Annotated in this window: 13 protein-coding genes; 8 read left to right on the top strand and 5 right to left on the bottom strand. The window is 59.7% G+C overall.

Features of this window, described 5'->3' with window-relative positions; genetic code table 11:
• Nucleotides 1–92 precede the first annotated feature (92 nt).
• Together AC097P_RS04120 and infA are read left to right on the top strand one after the other, a co-directional pair.
• A complete protein-coding gene (locus AC097P_RS04120) occupies nucleotides 93–1313 on the top strand; it encodes an MFS transporter (protein WP_479609085.1) in 1221 nt (406 codons plus the stop codon).
• 600 nt (nucleotides 1314–1913) lie between these two features.
• Nucleotides 1914–2162 (top strand): translation initiation factor IF-1, encoded by a 249-nt coding sequence (infA, locus tag AC097P_RS04115; RefSeq protein WP_209393506.1) that lies wholly within the window; start codon nucleotides 1914–1916, stop codon nucleotides 2160–2162.
• A gap of 77 nt (nucleotides 2163–2239) precedes the next feature.
• On the opposite strand, the gene gyrB is transcribed toward infA, so the two are convergent.
• The 3 genes from gyrB to dnaA form a co-directional block, all read right to left on the bottom strand.
• Nucleotides 2240–4843, bottom strand: a complete 2604-nt coding sequence (gene gyrB, locus AC097P_RS04110; protein ID WP_479609084.1) for a DNA topoisomerase (ATP-hydrolyzing) subunit B — start codon at nucleotides 4841–4843, stop codon at nucleotides 2240–2242.
• A gap of 84 nt (nucleotides 4844–4927) precedes the next feature.
• Nucleotides 4928–6034 carry a DNA polymerase III subunit beta gene (dnaN, locus tag AC097P_RS04105; RefSeq protein ID WP_479609083.1) on the bottom strand — a complete coding sequence of 369 codons (1107 nt, stop codon included), beginning with the start codon at nucleotides 6032–6034 and terminating at the stop codon, nucleotides 4928–4930.
• A gap of 122 nt (nucleotides 6035–6156) precedes the next feature.
• Complete coding sequence (gene dnaA, locus AC097P_RS04100; RefSeq protein WP_479609082.1) at nucleotides 6157–7569, bottom strand: chromosomal replication initiator protein DnaA; 1413 nt, start codon at nucleotides 7567–7569, stop codon at nucleotides 6157–6159.
• A gap of 273 nt (nucleotides 7570–7842) precedes the next feature.
• Between dnaA and rpmH the strand changes: the two genes are divergently transcribed.
• From rpmH to AC097P_RS04070, 6 genes are all read left to right on the top strand, one after another.
• Complete coding sequence (gene rpmH / locus AC097P_RS04095; RefSeq protein WP_006299042.1) at nucleotides 7843–7977, top strand: 50S ribosomal protein L34; 135 nt, start codon at nucleotides 7843–7845, stop codon at nucleotides 7975–7977.
• 78 nt (nucleotides 7978–8055) lie between these two features.
• Nucleotides 8056–8484 carry a ribonuclease P protein component gene (locus AC097P_RS04090; RefSeq protein WP_479609081.1) on the top strand — a complete coding sequence of 143 codons (429 nt, stop codon included), beginning with the start codon at nucleotides 8056–8058 and terminating at the stop codon, nucleotides 8482–8484.
• Nucleotides 8481–8753 (top strand): membrane protein insertion efficiency factor YidD, encoded by a 273-nt coding sequence (gene yidD, locus AC097P_RS04085; protein WP_479609080.1) that lies wholly within the window; start codon nucleotides 8481–8483, stop codon nucleotides 8751–8753. Before AC097P_RS04090 ends, yidD begins: the two co-directional genes overlap by 4 nt.
• The gene (yidC, locus tag AC097P_RS04080; RefSeq protein WP_479609079.1) at nucleotides 8750–10489 is read left to right on the top strand and encodes a membrane protein insertase YidC; all 1740 of its coding nucleotides are present in this window, start codon (nucleotides 8750–8752) and stop codon (nucleotides 10487–10489) included. Before yidD ends, yidC begins: the two co-directional genes overlap by 4 nt.
• A 93-nt stretch (nucleotides 10490–10582) precedes the next feature.
• The gene (mnmE, locus tag AC097P_RS04075) at nucleotides 10583–11989 is read left to right on the top strand and encodes a tRNA uridine-5-carboxymethylaminomethyl(34) synthesis GTPase MnmE (protein WP_479609078.1); all 1407 of its coding nucleotides are present in this window, start codon (nucleotides 10583–10585) and stop codon (nucleotides 11987–11989) included.
• 44 nt (nucleotides 11990–12033) lie between these two features.
• Entirely contained in the window at nucleotides 12034–12768 is a 735-nt protein-coding gene (locus tag AC097P_RS04070) for a hypothetical protein (protein ID WP_479609077.1), read from the top strand.
• A 117-nt stretch (nucleotides 12769–12885) separates the two neighbouring features.
• Here the strand turns inward: AC097P_RS04070 and AC097P_RS04065 are convergent, their stop codons facing one another.
• Nucleotides 12886–13440 carry an adenine phosphoribosyltransferase gene (locus AC097P_RS04065; RefSeq protein ID WP_479609076.1) on the bottom strand — a complete coding sequence of 185 codons (555 nt, stop codon included), beginning with the start codon at nucleotides 13438–13440 and terminating at the stop codon, nucleotides 12886–12888.
• Between the two features lie 68 nt (nucleotides 13441–13508).
• Nucleotides 13509–15494, bottom strand: coding sequence for a monovalent cation:proton antiporter family protein (locus tag AC097P_RS04060; RefSeq protein ID WP_479609075.1), 1986 nt, complete (start codon nucleotides 15492–15494; stop codon nucleotides 13509–13511).
• Nucleotides 15495–15516: the final 22 nt, after the last annotated feature.

Below are 15516 nucleotides of genomic sequence, written 5' to 3'. Positions count from 1 at the left end.
TACGCGCTCTGCACGGGGGCTAGCGCCGGATTTTGCTTATAAGGGTGTCGGTTGACAGGCTCTTGCCAGCATGGGTGCCGGACAATGGCGGCATGCACGCCCCGCTTCGCCTCTGGTTTCGCCTGGTTCCCGCCTATGCCGCGGGGTATTTTCTGTCCTATGGTGTGCGCAGCGTCAATGCGGTGATAGCGCCCGAGTTGATGCAGGAGCTGCACATCACCGCCACCGGCCTGGGTTTGCTGACGTCGGCCTATTTTCTCGCGTTTGGCCTGTTCCAGTTGCCGCTGGGTTTGTTGCTGGACCGTTTTGGCCCAGGCCGTGTAGAAGCTGTGCTGTTGCTGGTGGCTGCTGTGGGCGCTGCGCTGTTTGCCAGTGGCACGTCATTGCAGGCGCTGGCGATCGGGCGGGCGCTAATAGGCCTGGGAGTTTCGGCTTGCCTGATGGCCAGTTTCAAGGCCTTTAGCCAGTGGTTTCCCAGCGAGCGGCTGCCATCGTTGACTGCCACCATCATGGTAGCGGGCGGTCTGGGCGCTTTGTCTGCCAGCGTGCCGGTGGCGGCTGCGCTGCCGTTGATCGGTTGGCGCGGCGTGTTTTGGCTCGTGGCGGCCTTGTTGGTGCTGGCGGCGGGCTTTTTGATGACAGTGCTGGACCACGGCGCCCAGGCTGAGCGCGAGACGCTGGGCCAGCAGATCCGCAGCCTGGGCCAGATTTACGGCAACCGGGTGTTCTGGCGGTTTGCGCCGCAGGGCTGTCTGGTGGTGGGTGGATTTATGGCCATCCAGGGCCTGTGGGCCGTGCCGTGGCTGATGGAGGTCAACGGCGCCACGCGCGGTGACGCGGCTGGCGTGTTGTTTCTGATGTCGCTGGCCATGCTGGCTGGTTTTCTGTTTGTGGCGACCTGCTCTACGGCATTGGCACGGCGCGGCATCACGCCGATGGCCTTGCTGCGCTGTGGCATGGGGCTGGCTTTGCTGACTGAGCTGGCCATCTTGCTGGGCCTGGCTCAGCCGGCCGCGCTGTGGCCGCTGCTGGGCGTGTCGTTTAGCCTGGGCAATATCGCGTATTCGCAGCTGGCGGCGGCGTTTCCGGTGGCGCTGTCGGGACGGGTTAACACGGCGCTGAACCTGCTGGTGTTTGTTGGCGCCTTTGGCTTGCAGTGGGGTATCGGCGCCGCGGTGGATGGTTTTGCGGCCGGGGGCATGGGCCGGGCTGACGCATTTCGGGCTACGCTGGGCAGTGTGCTGGTGGCCCAGGTGTTGGCATTTGTGTGGTTTCTGGTGCCGGTCAAGCCTGTGTTGGAGCCGCAGGCCTAGGTGACACAGCGCACCGCTTTTCAGAACGTGGTATATTCGGGAGTCGCAATTGGCGATTGGTCACGTACGTCTACCACCATGGATGGCGCGAACGCCCCCGGCAGAGGGGTTACCAGTCCAGCCCCTCAACTGCGGTCACGCCAGTCATCCCACGGACTGGTGGCTTTTTTCCCCTCTGTCGACTTCGCCCCTGCTATGGCGAGTAATCCGACCTGCGATTCTTCGTGAATGGTGTGTTGATTGGACGAGAAGGGACCCTCGGCATGAGGGCATGCCAATTTGCTTCCCCGCGCCATGGGCCTTTTGCCTACGCGCATGTTTGATTTTGATGATTTTTACGACAACAATAAAAGAAACGCCCATTACTATGGGCAAATACCGCATTGCAGCCTGCCCCCGTCAATTACCATGTGGGCAGTATGCCGCACAGGTTTCCATTGCCAGCGGCAGCGGTAGCGCTTCCACCGATCGTGTGATGCGATTCCACGATGAGTTTCCCTCGCACGACGCGGCAGCACGCTACGCCATTGCACAGGGAATCGATTGGGTGCGTGACGTTACACGCCCACACTGAATTCAGTTTTACAGGAGTACCACACCATGGCTAAAGAAGACTTGATCGAGATGATGGGCGTTGTGAACGAAGTGCTGCCCGATACGCGTTTCCGTGTGACGCTGGACAACGGCCACCAACTGATTGCCTATTCCGCAGGCAAGATGCGCAAGAACCACATCCGTATTCTGGCGGGTGACAAGGTGTCGCTGGAGTTGTCCCCGTACGACCTGAGCAAGGGCCGTATCAACTTCCGCCACATCGAAGGCCGCGGGCCGATGACGCCGCGCCGCTAAAAACCAATAAAAAGGGCTGCAGTTGCAGCCCTTTTTTCTTGCCCGACCAGTGTGCGGGGTCGGGTGGTGTTGGTTGATCAAATATCGATATTGCCAGCGCGCAACGCGTTGGTTTCGATGAATTCGCGGCGGGGTTCCACCTCATCGCCCATCAGCATCGTGAACACGCGGTCGGCTTCGATGGCATCGTCGATCTGCACACGCAGCAGGCGACGCACCGTGGGGTCCATCGTGGTTTCCCATAGCTGGGCGGGGTTCATTTCTCCCAGTCCCTTGTAGCGCTGGCGGCTGGTCGCGTTTTCGGCTTGGGTGATCAACCAGGCCATGGCTTCGCGGAAGTCGCTAACCTTTTCTTCCTTCTGGCGTTCGCCTTCACCGCGCATGACGCGGGCACCTTCACTCAGCAAGCCCTTGAAGGTGTTGGCGGCTTCGGCCAATGCAGCGTAGTCTGCGCCGTGTACAAAGTCTTGCGTCAACACGCTGCTCTTGACGTTGCCGTGGTGGCGGCGGCTGATGCGCAGAATGGGCTTGTCGTTGCGTTCATCGAATTCACCGGCCACTTCGGCGTCGGGCAAGCGGGCTTGGAGTGCGGCGGCAGACACTTCGGCGTCGGCCACGGTGTCCAGGTTCAGTGCCACACCGTCGGCGACCGAGCGCAGGGCCTCGGCATCCATGAAGTTCTTCAAGCGGGCAATCACCGCTTGGGCCACCTGGTGCTTGCGCGCCAGCGTAGTCAGCGTGTCGCCAGATATCGTGGTGCCATTGGGTCCACCGGTAAACACGGACGCATTGACCAGCGCAATGCGCAGCAGGAAGTTGTCCAGGTCGCCCGCGCCTTGCAGGTACAACTCTTCCTTGCCCGCCTTGACTTTGTACAGCGGTGGCTGTGCGATATAGATGTGGCCGCGTTCGACCAGCTCGGGCATCTGGCGGTAGAAGAAAGTCAGCAGCAGCGTGCGGATGTGGGCGCCGTCCACGTCGGCATCGGTCATGATGATGATGCGGTGGTAGCGCAGCTTGGCGACGTTGAAGTCGTCGTTGCCTGTGGTGCCACCGGCCTTGCCGATGCCGGTGCCCAGCGCGGTGATCAATGTCAGGATTTCATTGCTGGTCAGCAGCTTCTCGTAACGGGCTTTTTCCACGTTCAGAATCTTGCCGCGCAGGGGCAGAATGGCCTGGAATTTGCGGTCGCGACCCTGCTTGGCGGAGCCGCCGGCGGAGTCACCTTCGACGATGTAGATTTCGCACATCGCCGGGTCTTTCTCCTGGCAGTCGGCCAGCTTGCCGGGCAGGCCCATGCCGTCTAGCACGCCTTTGCGGCGGGTCATGTCGCGGGCCTTGCGGGCCGCTTCTCGGGCGCGGGCCGCTTCGATGATCTTGCCGACGATGATCTTGGCGTCGTTCGGGCGCTCTTGCAGGTAATCGGCCAACAGTTTGCTGACGATGTCTTCCACCGGGCCGCGGACTTCGCTGGAAACCAGTTTGTCTTTGGTCTGGCTGCTGAACTTGGGCTCCGGCACCTTGACGCTCAACACGCAGGTCAGGCCTTCGCGCATGTCGTCACCAGTAACTTCAACCTTGGCTTTTTTGGCGATCTCGGATTCGTCGATGTATTTGTTGATGACGCGGGTCATCGCCGCGCGCAGGCCGGTCAAATGGGTGCCGCCATCACGCTGGGGGATGTTATTGGTGAAGCACAGCACCTGCTCGTTGTAGCCGCTGTTCCATTGCATCGCTACTTCGACACCGATGTTGGTCTGCTGGTCGCTCTGGCGGTCGCCCATGGCGTGGAAGATGTTGGGGTTCAACACCGTCTTGCCCTTGTTGATGAAGTTCACAAAACCCTTGACGCCGCCGGCGCCCGAGAAGTCGTCTTCCTTGCCGCTGCGCTCGTCCTTGAGGCGGATCTTGACGCCATTGTTCAGGAAGCTCAGTTCGCGCAAGCGTTTGCTCAGAATTTCGTAGTGGAAGTCGGAGTTGGTCTGGAAGATTTCCAGATCGGGCAAGAAGTGCACTTCGGTACCGCGTTTTTCGGTTTCGCCAATCACCTTCATCGGGGACACTTCAACGCCGTTCACGGTCTCGACGATGCGGTTCTGCACAAAGCCCTTGCTGAACTCCATGACATGCACTTTGCCGTCGCGGCGGATCGTCAGGCGCAGCATTTTGGACAGCGCATTCACGCAACTCACGCCCACGCCGTGCAAACCGCCTGAGACTTTGTAGCTGTTCTGGTTGAACTTGCCGCCCGCGTGTAATTCGGTCAGTGCGATTTCGGCGGCCGAACGCTTGGGCTCGTGCTTGTCGTCCATCTTCACGCCGGTGGGGATGCCGCGGCCGTTGTCGACGACGCTGATGGAGTTGTCCGAGTGGATGGTGACCAGGATGTCGTCGCAATGGCCAGCCAGCGATTCATCGATGGAGTTGTCCACGACTTCGAAAACGAGGTGGTGCAGGCCGGTTCCGTCAGAGGTGTCGCCGATGTACATGCCAGGGCGCTTGCGCACGGCTTCCAGGCCTTCCAGGATCTGGATCGAGCCTTCACCATATGCTTCGGTTGCACCGGCCTGGTTGGTGTCAATCGTGGGCTGGAAGTTGGAGCTGTCCGCGCCACTTTCGCCAGTGTTCACTGAATCGCTTGCGTTTTCAGCGGGTACAGGGGCTTTGTTTTCTTCGGTCATGGCTTGCTTTCTCTCGATTCTTTAATGACCAAACCCCCGGGAAGCCGGGGGTTTGCGTCGTATGGCGCTACGTCTTTTGTAGCGTTAAATTCTCATCGGCATCACAACATACTTGAAGGTTGCGTTCTCGGGAATTGTGAACAGTGCCGAGCTGTTGCCGTCCGACAGTTCCAGTTTCACCATGTCCTGGCTCATATTGGCCAGCGCGTCGATCAGGTAGGTCACGTTGAAACCGATCTCGATGCTGTCGCCGCCGTAGTCGATGTCGAGCTCGTCTACGGCCTCTTCCTGTTCGGCATTGTTGGATGCGACACGCAGGCTGCCGGGGTCAATGTTCAGGCGCACGCCCTTGAACTTGTCGCTGGTCAGAATGGCGGTGCGTTGCAAAGTCTTCAACAAGGCATCGCGGCCCAGCGTGATGCTGTTCTTGTGGTTCTTGGGAATGACGCGGTTGTAGTCGGGGAACTTGCCTTCGACTAGCTTGGTGACGAACTCCATGCCGTCAAACACAAACTTAGCCTGGTTGTTGGCGAACTGCATCTCGATCGCGCCTTCGGCGTCGGACAGCAAGCGCTGCAGTTCGACCACGGTTTTGCGCGGCAGAATCACTTCTTGTTTAGGTACTTCCACGTCCAGTGTGGCGGAGGCGAATGCCAGGCGGTGGCCGTCGGTGGCCACCAGGCTCAACTGCTTGCCTTCGGCGACAAACAGGATGCCGTTGAGGTAGTAACGGATGTCGTGCACGGCCATTGCAAACGACACCTGGCTCAACAGGCTCTTCAATGTCTTTTGTGGCACGCTGAACACGGGGCCAAAATTAGCAGACTCCTGCACCAGCGGAAAGTCTTCGGCCGCCATGGTCTGCAATGTGAATTTGCTTTTGCCGCCTTTGAGGATGATCTTGCTCTGGCTGGACTCCAGCGACACAGTCTGGTCCGATGGCATGGTGCGCAGGATGTCGATCAACTTGCGGGCGCCGATCGTGGTCGTGAAGTTGCCGGTGTCGCCGCCCAGTTCGGCCGTGGTGCGAATCTGGATTTCGAGATCGCTGGTGGTGACTTGCAGCGAGGCGCCTGTTTTGCGAACCAGTACGTTGGCAAGAATAGGCAGGGTGTGGCGACGCTCCACAATACCGGCCACGGACTGCAGTACCGATAGGACCTTGTCCTGCGTTGCCTTCAATACGATCATGTCTACCTCTTCTTTGATATATCTGTTGTGGCACCCTCAGCCCCGGTACCTAATTTTTCTAAAATCTCGCCATTTTCCCAGTTTTGGGCCCTGATTTAGGCGCTTTGGCGTTTTATTCGTGATTAACCTTTGAGTGTCTGCTCCAGCACGTGCAATTGCTGGTTCAGTTCGGTCATCTGCTGGCGTTCACCGCCGATTTTGCGCACGGCGTGCAGCACCGTCGTGTGGTCTCGGCCGCCAAACAATTCTCCAATCTCTGGAAGACTTTTTTGTGTCAGCTCTTTGGCCAGGTACATCGCAATCTGGCGCGGGCGTGCAATGCTGGCCGGGCGCTTCTTGGAGTACATGTCGGCGACCTTGATCTTGTAGTAGTCGGCAACCGTTTTCTGGATGTTTTCCACCGAAATCTGCCGGTTTTGGATTGACAGCAGATCCCGAAGCGCCTCTCGGGCCAGCTGGATGGAGATTTCCTTCTGGTTGAAGCGGGAGTAGGCCAGGATTTTGCGCAGCGCGCCTTCCAACTCGCGCACGTTGGAGCGCACGTTTTTGGCAACGAAGAAAGCCACCTCTTCTGGCATTTCCGAGCCCTCTACACGGGCTTTGTTGATGAGAATCGCGACCCGCATTTCCAGTTCTGGCGGCTCGATCGCAACCGTCAGGCCCGAATCAAAGCGCGAAACCAGGCGCTCGTGGATGTCGGTCAAGCCCTTGGGATAGGTGTCGCTGGTCATCACAATGTGTGACTTTTTGGCCAGCAAGGCCTCGAAGGCGTTAAAGAACTCCTCTTGGGTGCGGTCTTTGTTGGCAAAAAACTGCACATCGTCGATCAGCAGTAAATCCAGCGAGTGGTAACGCTCTTTGAATTCGTCAAAAGTCTTTCGCTGGTAGGCCTTAACCACATCCGACACGAATTGCTCAGCGTGTATGTATAGAACCTTGCTGCCGGGCTTGTCTGCCAGTAGCCGGTTGCCCACGGCATGCATCAAGTGGGTCTTGCCCAGACCCACGCCACCATAGATGAACAAGGGGTTGTACAAATGTCCGGGAATGGTGGCCACATGCATGGCGGCGGCACGGGCCATGCGGTTGGCAGTACCTTCGACCAAATTCTCAAAGGTCAGTGATCCGTTGAGGCGGTTTTTGGGTAAACCGGGTGGTGTTGGCTCGCCGGTAGAAACGCTCTCCTCGGCCGCAACCATTTCAGTTGCTTGCGGTGTAACTGTTGTTCTGGCAATGGCTTCCCGCGGAGTAATCGCTAACTCAACAAGCACAGGCTGGCCATACATTTTTTCCAGCATGGCAGCGATGCGGGTACTGTATTGCGCGCGCACCCAATCGAGCTTGAAGCGGTTGGCGACGAAAATCGTGACTTTTGAAAAGTCCTCTTGCACCTGCGCGCTCAGGGGTTTGATCCAGGTGTTGAACTGCTGCTCGGGCAGTTCCTGGGCCAGTTGGTCAATACAGCTTTGCCAAAGACTTTGGCCTATGTCCAGGCCCGGAGACAGGGCGTGGTTGGTGGGGTTTCCCTCGGGCATTATTCTTTTCAGCTTCTGTGGATAGTTGTTTGCTGCTGCGCCGTGGATTGTAAATTATCAAAACCTTATCCACAATTTTTATGGATACTGCGAACTTACAGCTTTACGCCGTGTTCCGATCGTAAGGTGTTGCCCACGCTCAGAAAATTTGCGATAATCGATGGCTGCCCTGATTGTGTTCAGGGCGATTTGACCGAGATCTGTTCCTTTTGTCTCACGGATATGTATGGACACGAGGGGCCGGATCAGAACTGAGCCTGTTAGGAATTCCAAATGAAACGCACGTACCAACCTTCCAAAATCCGCCGCGCCCGTACCCACGGCTTCCTGGTCCGCATGAAGACCCGTGGTGGCCGCGCTGTGATCAACGCACGCCGCGCCAAGGGTCGCAAGCGCCTGGCTGTCTAAGAAACCTGGGCGGGCCACTTCGATCCAGTACATGCACCCTAAGGCATTGCTGGTGCGCGGGTTTGGTGTGATACCACCGTGCATCGATTGAAGACACGGCCCCAGTTCCAGGCGGTTTTGGCAGGTCAAACACTTGCCAAAACAGCGCACTTTGCTTTGCATTGTTGTGCGTTGGAATCGCCTGCGGCGGTGGCACACGGTGTGGCGCTACCTGCCTTGTTTCCGAAATCTGCGGTGTGGTTGGGTGCCATGGTCCCCAAGCGGTGGGCCAAACGTGCCGTCACGCGCAATGCCATCAAACGCCAGATCTACAACGTGAGTGCTGATTTCGAGCCCATGCTAACCCCGCGTGCGCACCTTGTACGGCTGCGCGCGACGTTTGATCGCGGCCAGTTTGTTAGCGCCAGTTCTGACGCGCTCAAAGCAGCCGTGCGGGCCGAATTGCAGCAACTGTTTTCGCGCCTACCCGCGGCACCATCTGCAACTCCCGCAGCCTTGTCACTATGATGCAAGCGCTGCTTGTGGCCATCGTAAAGGCCTACCGCGTTTTCTTGAGCCCTTGGTTGGGCTCGGCTTGCCGTTTTGAGCCCACTTGTTCGGTCTATGCGCTGCAGGCTTTGCAAACCCATGGCGCGGCTGCCGGCAGCTGTCTTACTGTGTCGCGCATCGGGCGCTGCCATCCCTGGTGCGCGGGCGGTGTTGATCCCGTGCCTGTTGAACCCCCCCGGCTCTTTACCCGGCTAATCTCTTCTCCCTCTGAAAAGAAACCTTCATGAACGATATTCGCCGCACCATTTTGTGGGTGATCTTTGGCTTTTCCATGGTGATGCTGTGGGACCAGTGGCAGGTGCACAACGGCAAGAAGGCCACGTTCTTCCCTAGCCCCGCCTCCCAGGTGGCGCCTGCTGCTGCTTCGTCGGCCCCTGTGCCTGGCGCCGGCAACACCGCCGGTGTGCCCAGTGCCGCACCGGCTGCGGCTGGCAATGTCGCGGCCGCCCCTGGCGGCAATGTAGCGGCTCCGGTCGCTACGCCTGCGGCGCCCAGGGAACGCATCGAGGTCACTACCGATGTGATGAAGCTGACCTTCGATACCGAGGGCGGATCGCTGGTGCGCAGCGAGTTCCTTCAGCACACCGACATGGCGGACAAGACCAAGAATTTTGTGCTGCTGGACGATAGCAAGGATAGGGTCTACTGGGCGCAAACCGGCGTGATTGGCGGCAGTGCTGCCGGCGCGTTCCCGACGCACAAGACCCCCATGGTGTTCAGCGGTGCGCGTGCTCTGAAGGAAGGCGACGCTGATATGGTGTTGAAGTTCACGTCCGCTGACGTGGGCGGCATAAAGCTGGTCAAAACCTACACACTGCGCCGCGGCGCCTACGACATGGCTGTCAAGCATGAGCTGACCAATGTGTCCAATGCACCGTTGTCCCCTCAGTTGTACTTGCAGCTGGTGCGAGACGGCAATAAGTTGCCCGGTGAGTCCTCGTTCTACTCCACGTTCACAGGACCCGCTGTGTATACGGCGGCCAAGAAATATCAAAAGGTCGAGTTCGCCGACATCAAGAAGAAGAAGGCTGATTACGAGAAGCAGTCCGCGGACGGTTATGTGGCCATGGTGCAGCATTATTTTGCCAGCGCGTGGATGCTGCCGGAAGGCGTGCAGCGCACGATCTCGGTGGACGGCGTAGACATTGGTTCTGCGGTTGGCGATTGCTGCTACCGCGCGACGATGATCACTGCCCCCGAGGCAATTGCGCCCGACACGACCAAGGTGATCGAGGCCAAGTTCTTTGCTGGACCGCAACAGGAAACCATGCTGGAAAAGCTGGCCCCCGGTCTGGAACTGGTTAAGGACTACGGCTGGTTGACGATTCTGGCCAAGCCACTTTACTGGTTGCTCGACAAGCTGCATGGCTTCATCCAGAACTGGGGCTGGTCCATCGTGGCACTTGTGGTACTGCTGAAGATGGCGTTCTACTGGCTCAATGCCAAGGCCTATGCCAGCATGGCCAAGATGAAGGCGGTCAATCCCAAGATCACTGAAATGCGTGAACGCCTAAAAGACAACCCGCAGCAGATGCAGCAGGAGATGATGCGCATCTACCGCGAGGAAAAGGTCAATCCCATGGGTGGTTGCTTCCCCATCATGATCCAGATCCCGGTGTTCATTGCGCTGTATTGGGTGCTGTTGTCCAGCGTGGAAATGCGCAATGTGCCGTGGATCTTGTGGATCAAGGATTTGTCGTCGCCCGATCCGTTCTTCATCCTGCCCCTGGTCATGACCTTGACGACGCTGTTGCAGACCGCGCTGAACCCCACACCGCCGGACCCCATGCAGGCCAAGATGATGTGGTTCATGCCGCTGATCTTCAGCGTGATGTTCTTCTTCTTTCCGGCTGGCTTGGTGTTGTACTGGATTACCAACAACATCCTGTCCATCGTGCAGCAGTGGATCATCAATACCCGCATGGGTGTGCCGCCGCAGTTCAATCTGCCCAAATTTAGTTAACCCCCCGAAGCGCCTGCGGCGCCTCCCCCCAGGGGGCGATACCTGTGGCCCGGCATAGCCGGCTCCACGGTATCCCTGGCATAAACTCCCCCGATGCTCGCACGTCACAACGATCCAATAGCCGCCATTGCGACCGCCTCCGGGCGTGGTGCCGTCGGGATTGTGCGGGTCAGTGGCAAAAACCTGGGGCCTTGGGCGGCGCACCTGTTGGGGCGTACCCTGCGGCCACGCGAGGCAACTTACCTTCCGTTTAACGACCGCCATGGCGTCCCGCTGGACCAGGGATTGGCACTTCTCTTCCCCGGTCCCCATTCCTTTACCGGCGAGGACGTGCTGGAGTTGCAGGCCCATGGTGGGCCGGTGGTTTTGCAATTGCTGTTGGCGCGTTGCCTGGAGGCCGCGTTGGATGTGGACCCTGCGATGGGGCGCAGTTATCTGAGCGGCATGCGGATCGCCCAGCCGGGCGAGTTTTCCGAGCGCGCTTTTCTGAATGACAAGATCGACCTTGCGCAGGCCGAGGCGATTGCCGATCTGATCGACGCCAGCACCGAGGCGGCGGCCCGCAGTGCCACGCAGTCCTTGTCCGGCGCTTTTTCGCGCGAAATCCACACCTTGCGCGACGCGCTGATCCACCTGCGTATGCTGGTGGAAGCCACGCTGGACTTCCCCGAGGAAGAGATCGATTTTCTGGAGAAGTCCGATGCCAAGGGGCAGTTGGTGCGCCTGCAACAGGGTTTGCACACGGTGTTGCAAAAGGCGTCGCAGGGCGCGCTGCTGCGCGAAGGTATTACCGTGGTCATCGCTGGCCAGCCCAATGCTGGCAAGTCGTCGCTGCTCAATGCGCTGGCGGGTGCCGAACTGGCCATCGTCACGCCTATTGCCGGTACCACGCGCGACAAGGTGCAGCAGACCATACAGATAGAAGGCGTGCCCATTCATGTTGTCGATACGGCCGGCCTGCGCCACAGCGACGATGATGTGGAGAAGATTGGCATCGCGCGTGCTTGGGAGGCCATAGAAGGGGCGGATGCGTTGGTGTTCCTGCACGACCTGACCCGTTCGAATGCTATTGATTACATAGCGGAAGATGCAGAAATCACGAGGGCTATAGGCCAGAAACTCTCAAGCAAGGTGCCGGTGATCGATGTCTGGAACAAGGCCGATGCGGCGCCTCTTGCCAGCCCACAAACCGGAATAGCGCTATCTGCGAAGACCGGCCTGGGGCTGGACAGTTTGCGCAGCGCCCTGCTGGCTGCGGCCGGTTGGCAGGTGTCCAGCGGCGGCGTGTTCATTGCACGGGAGCGGCATATCCATGCTTTGCGCCGGGTCGACGCGCACCTTGACCTAGCCGCGCAGCATCTGGCCGCGCAGGACCAGTCGCCGGATTTGCTGGCCGAGGAATTGCGGCTAGGGCAGAACGCTCTTAGCGAAATTACCGGCGCATTCTCGTCCGATGACCTCCTGGGCGTCATTTTTTCTAAATTTTGCATTGGGAAGTAGCTGGCTTACACTGTTTTTGTTGTGGCCCCCGAAAGCAAAAAAGTATGTCGCTCCTAAACTGGTTTGCGAAGAAGCCGCCCCCCGTCCAACCGGGGTCCATGGAGAGTTCTGGCCTGGGCCACGTGGACGCAACCGTTCCGTTCAGTGCGTCTGGCAAACCGCGGGGCCGGTTGTCCGTAGTGGCGCCGGGGAGCGCGGCCAACCGCAAAAACGAGCGGCTGGAGCGCCGGGAGTTGTTGTACTCCGTAGTCCGGGAAGCCATGATCCGCGCCGGGGTGTTGTCTTCAACCTACAAATTCAAGGTCTTATCGCTGGATTCCCGGGGGCGCCAGTATCTGATCATGATGGATATGGCGCGGCAATATGCCGGGGAGACGGCGCGCCTGGCAGAGATCGAGGGCTTGATTGCCCAACATGCGAAAGCCCGGCACGATATTTTGGTGACCGCCGTCTACTGGCGGGTCAACGAGCATGTCACAGCAGGTTTGTCGCGCGTGAGCGCGAATACATCAGCACCCTCGGTGCCACTGGCTGCCAAAAAGCTAGAACCCAGCGTGCCAGCATCACCGCCCAAACCAGCCTACGAACCGCTGCACCCTGAGGAGGTCGTGGCGTTCAAGCAAGCGCTAGCCTCCGTTGCAGCACCTGCACCTTTGTCGGCGCCCGGGGAAATCGTCAAGTCCGGTCGACGCAATCCGGCGCCCGTGCCCACCTTTGATGACACCGAGCTGGACGACCGCCCATCGCCATTGAGTGGAACCCAATATGGCGATTTGTAGGGCTATTGCCCCCACGCTCCACCGCTGCGCGGGTCGCTGCCCCCCGAGGGGGCTAATTCCCCTTGGGGCGGCCCGGCGGGAGATGTTTGCCCCCACGCTCGCCCATTGGGTATGGCTTCAATGCCCGCTGAAATCCAGCAACGTAAACAGCGGCAGGCCTGAATCGCGTAGCTTCTGCGAACCGCCCAGTTCGGGGAGGTCCACGATGGCGGCGCCTTCCATGACGCTGGCACCCAGCTTTTCCAGCAGTTTCTTGCCAGCCATCATCGTGCCGCCCGTGGCGATCAGATCGTCGATCAGCAGCACACGGTCACCGGCCTTGACGGCGTCGGTGTGCAGCTCCACCGTTGCACTGCCGTATTCCAGTTCGTAGGTTTCTTCGACAGTCGTGAACGGCAGCTTGCCTTTTTTGCGGATGGGAACGAAGCCGACATTGAGTTCGTAGGCGACCACCGCGCCCAGGATGAAACCACGTGCGTCCAGCCCCGCCACCACGTCGGGCCGCATGTGGGCGTCCATGTAGCGGTGCACAAACGCGTCGATCAGCACGCGAAACACCTTGGCGTCTTGTAGCAGCGGAGTGATATCGCGAAACTGCACGCCCGGCGCGGGCCAGTCCGGCACGGTGCGGATATGGTTTCTCAGGTACTGGTTGATGCTGATGTCTTGCATGGTCGTAGGGAAGGGCGCCGCACGCCGCGGCAGTCTGCATTGTGCTCCCGGTGTGTCCACCGGTGAAACTAGGTTTTGAGGATTTTTTGCTCGGCGACTGCCAGAGCTTCTGCCTTGCCGGACAGAACCAGCGTGTCCCCCGCCTGTAGCGCAGCCTTGCCATCGACAACGCCCCGTTTACCGTCGGCGTGGCGAAGGCTGACGACGCGTACCTCCTGCGTGTGCAGCGCAAAGGAGTCCAGCGTGCGACCGATCGCCTTCGCATCTGCAGGAATGGACAGCGTGGCCAGGCGGTCGTAATGCAGTTCGTCGACCGAGTCATCGTCGGCACCACGGAAGAAACCGCGCAGCAGGTTGTAGCGGGCATCGCGCTGGTCCTGCACGATGCGTATCACCCGGCGCATCGGCACCCCCACCAGAGCCAGCGCATGGCTGGCCAGCATCAGCGAACCTTCAATGGTTTCGGGCACGACCTCGGTCGCCCCCGCGGCCTGCAGCACTTCCAGGCTCAGGTCGTCCTGGGTGCGCACAATGACCGGCACCTGCGGTGCATGTGCATGGGTGTGGCTCAGCGTTTTCAAGGCGCCCGCCACGTCGAGGTAGGTGATGACGACTGCACTGGCACGGGCCAGGCCCGCTGCGACCAGGGCCTGCAGCCTTGCCGCGTCTCCAAACACCACAGAATCACCGGCGGCGGCGGCCTGGCGCACGCGGTCGGGGTCCAGATCCAGCGCGATGTAGGGAATGCCTTCGCCCTCCAGCATCTTGGCCAGATTTTGGCCGCAGCGGCCGTAGCCGCAGATGATGACGTGCCGGTTGGCGTTGATGGACTTGCGCGCAATGGTCGTCATCTGCAGGGACTGCAGCAGCCATTCGCTGGACACCAGCTTCATGACGATGCGGTTGCTGTACATGATGATGAACGGGGTGGCCAGCATCGACAACACCATGCTGGCCAGTATCGGATTGAGCAGCGCGGGAGGGACCAGGGAATTGGCCTGCGCCAGAGTGAGCAGCACAAAGCCGAATTCACCTGCCTGCGCCAGGTACAGACCGGTGCGCAACGAGACGCCCGAACTGGCCCCGAGAAATTTGGACAAGCCCGTAACCAGGGCCGCCTTGAACAGTGTGGGTACCACCAGCAACATCAAGACCAGGGGCCAGCGCTCCAGTACCAGTCGCCAGTCCAGCAGCATGCCAATGCTGATGAAGAACAGCCCCAGCAGCACATCGTGGAACGGACGGATGTCGGTTTCGACCTGGTGTTTGAATTCGGTCTCCGAGATCAGCATGCCGGCGATGAAGGCACCCAACGCGAGGCTCAACCCGGCCATCTCGGTCAACCACGCCAGGCCCAGTGTGATGAACAGCAGGTTCAACACAAACAGCTCTTCGCTCTTGCGCCGAGCCACGATGGTCAGCCAGCGGCGCATGACGTGCTGGCCGCCGACCAGCAGCACCGTGATCAGCACTGTGGCTTTGAGGGCGGCCAGCGCCAGGGCGCCAGCCAGTTGCTCAGCGGATGCACCCAGCGCGGGGATCAGCACCAGTAGCGGCACGACCGCCAGATCTTGAAACAGCAGCACGCCCATGACCCGTTTGCCGTGTTCGGACTCGCGCTCCAGGCGCTCCACCATCAGCTTGACCACAATGGCGGTGCTGCTCATGGCCAATGCACAGGACAGCGCCAGTGCCGCCTGCCAAGACATGCCCAGGGTTGCGGGCAGGGCCGCAGCCAGCCCCAGCGTGACCAGCGTGGCCACTGAGATCGTGACCGCTACCTGCAGCAAGCCCAGGCCAAACACGTGCTGGCGCATGGCACGCAGCTTGGGCAGGTTGAACTCCAGTCCGATGACAAACATCAGGAACACCACGCCGAATTCGCCGACGTGTAGCACGCTTGCAGAGTCCTGCGAAAGCCCTAGCGCATTCGGGCCCACTGCAACACCGACCGCCAGATAGCCCAGCATGGGCGGGAGCTGCAGGTAGCGGCAGGTGACGACCCCTAGCACTGCGGCCAGCAGATAGAGAAGCGTAATTTCCAGTCCGGTCATGGCTCGATACTAGCAAGAGCCG

The sequence above is a fragment of the Rhodoferax sp. ZS1R8 genome, assembly GCF_056521325.1.
Note: the sequence above shows the minus strand (reverse complement) of the source record. Positions and strands in the feature narration are given on the sequence as shown.